Annotated in this window: 2 protein-coding genes and 2 pseudogenes; all 4 read left to right on the top strand. The window is 60.0% G+C overall.

All coding sequences use genetic code 11. From position 1 onward, the window contains the following. Positions 1-174 (top strand): annotated as a pseudogene (locus IEY37_RS21710) (TCP-1/cpn60 chaperonin family protein); the annotation flags it as partial. Between the two features lie 156 nt (positions 175-330). Beyond that, on the top strand, positions 331-1,623 hold the full coding sequence (locus tag IEY37_RS21705) for an AAA family ATPase (protein WP_188945031.1): 1,293 nt from the start codon (positions 331-333) through the stop codon (positions 1,621-1,623). Between the two features lie 88 nt (positions 1,624-1,711). After that, positions 1,712-2,095 carry a hypothetical protein gene (locus IEY37_RS21700; protein WP_373298414.1) on the top strand — a complete coding sequence of 128 codons (384 nt, stop codon included), beginning with the start codon at positions 1,712-1,714 and terminating at the stop codon, positions 2,093-2,095. 56 nt (positions 2,096-2,151) lie between these two features. After that, a pseudogene (locus IEY37_RS22935) lies at positions 2,152-2,234 on the top strand (hypothetical protein); the annotation flags it as partial.

The raw sequence follows: 2,234 nt of genomic DNA, 5'->3' as shown, positions 1-2,234 counted from the left end.
TACAAGAACCTGGTCGAGGCCGGCATCATCGACCCGGCCAAGGTGACCCGGTCGGCGCTGCAGAATGCCGCGTCCATCGCCGCGCTGTTCCTGACCACCGAGGCCGTCGTGGCCGACAAGCCGGAGAAGGCCGCCGCGCCGGCCGCTCCGGGTGGCGGTGACATGGACTTCTGATCCTGCCGGATCAGGGTCCGGTCGCCCCGGACAGCACGTCGCAGTACCGATCGCGAGGGCGGTCCCACCACGGTGGGGCCGCCCTCGCGGCGTTCCGCGGGTAGACATGAGCGAAATAGTCCGACCGCCCTGGAGGCGCGACGCTAGTCTCTAAGTGTGCCTGCGGAACTCTTAGAACTGCGCCTGCCGGCGTTCAAGTCGGTGCGGGACGGTCGCGTGCGACTTGGTCCGCTAACTCTAATCGTTGGACGAAACGGATCCGGGAAAAGCAATGTGCTTGATGCGCTTGCAGTCCTATCGTCATTGTCCGCCGGGCTGGACCTCCGCGAGGCATTGGACGGACGTGATCGGCCAGCTGTTCGCGGTGGGTCACAAGGGTGCGCGCCCCTGGGCACGTCCTCTTTCAAAATCGGTGTTGCCGCTAGATACGAGGGTGCAATCTATCAGCTGGATCTTCGCATTGGTGTAGAACCAATCCTGCGTGTGGAAGCCGAGTCCCTTTGGACTCTTCGAACATCGGGGCCGAAGCGTGGCGAGCGGCGCTATCTGCTCAAGTCGGAGCCGCCCGATCCGTATTCGGCCGACATCGTGGCAAGGTGGGACAATGGCCAACGCGGAACCAATCCGCCGATCACAATGCGTGCAGATCAACTTCTCACGAGCCAGATCGCCACCCGTGTGCCACAGACAAGTCAGCCGGCGAGGAAGCTGCTCGACGTCGCGACCTCCGTTTTGGATGCGCTGTCCGGAGTGTTTGTTCTTGACCCGGTGCCATCGCAAATGCGTGAGTATGTTCCGGAGCGCGATAGCGTCCTTCGACGAAGTGCCGACAATCTCTCAGCGGTTGTCGGACGTCTTATTCGTGAGAAGGAGACGGGTTCGGCTCTTATTGATATGACTCGTTCATTATCCGAAGCGCAAGTCGCAGATATGCGGACGGTGCGAAGCCCTCTGGGCGATGTGATGGCGATTATCGAGGAACGGATTGGTGGACGACTTCAAGAGGTGCCCACCCGACTCATGAGCGATGGAACACTGAGGTTCCTCGCCATTGCAGCCGCGATGCACGACGATCCGACGCATGACGCGAGCGAAAACAGTCGGCTTCTGGTCGTTGAAGAGCTTGAGAATGGTCTGCATTCCTCGCAGTCGGCGCTACTGATCAACCGATTGAAGGAGGCGGCATCGCGAAATGTGCGCACGCTTGCAACGACCCACAGCCCGGTGATTCTAGACTCGCTCGGCGGAGCCGACCACGCACACGTCGTGGTTGCTGCACGCGACGAGGACGGGTGGAGCCGTCTGACGCGCCTAACCGACTTCCCGAACTATTTAGATGTTCTTGGAAGATCGTCTCTCGGGCGAAGCGTGGTTACTGACCGGCTTCGTCCGGCGACGCGAGAACGACCGAGTGCCGATCAAAGTCTCGTCGAGCTATTCGGTGCATGACATGCCTGCGAACACGGTTTACTTCATTGACACGTCAGTCCTGGTTGCCTTGCTCGAGGTGCCAGGATTCGAGTCACAGTCGGACGTCATGAGATCCGAGTACCGAGAGTTGTACAGTACTGGAGCAGAGTTTATTGTTCCCGTGACAACGTTGATTGAAACTGCCAATCACATTCAGCAGTGTCGGGGTAAACGTCGGGATGCGGCCACGCGGTTCGTGAACATGGTCGTTTCGGCTCAGCGAGGCGATGCTCCATGGGTTGTTCAAGAAGTCACCTGGGGTGGTGACTTCGTGGCGGAAATGATCGCCGGCGCCGAAACCGGCTCAAGCCTCCTTGATCACCTAGCTAGTGGTCGCCTTGGCGGTGGTGACATGGCAATAGTGGTCGAACGAAACATGTTTCAGCGTACCCGCTTCTACCGCGAGGTCAAGATATGGACTCGAGACCTGGAGTTGGCGTCATACTCGTAAATTCGCCGTTCGTTGAGCAGCTTGTGCCGCCAGCCGGCGCACGTACTACTAGTCCCCGCCTGGCCGGCGGTGTTGCGGTGATCAAGGCCGGTGCGGCCACCGAGGTGGAGCTCAAGGAGCGCAAGCACCGCATCGAGGA

The organism is Nakamurella endophytica, from assembly GCF_014646215.1.
In the GTDB taxonomy this organism is placed as follows: domain Bacteria; phylum Actinomycetota; class Actinomycetes; order Mycobacteriales; family Nakamurellaceae; genus Nakamurella; species Nakamurella endophytica.
This window is presented reverse-complemented; position numbering and strand designations above follow the sequence as displayed.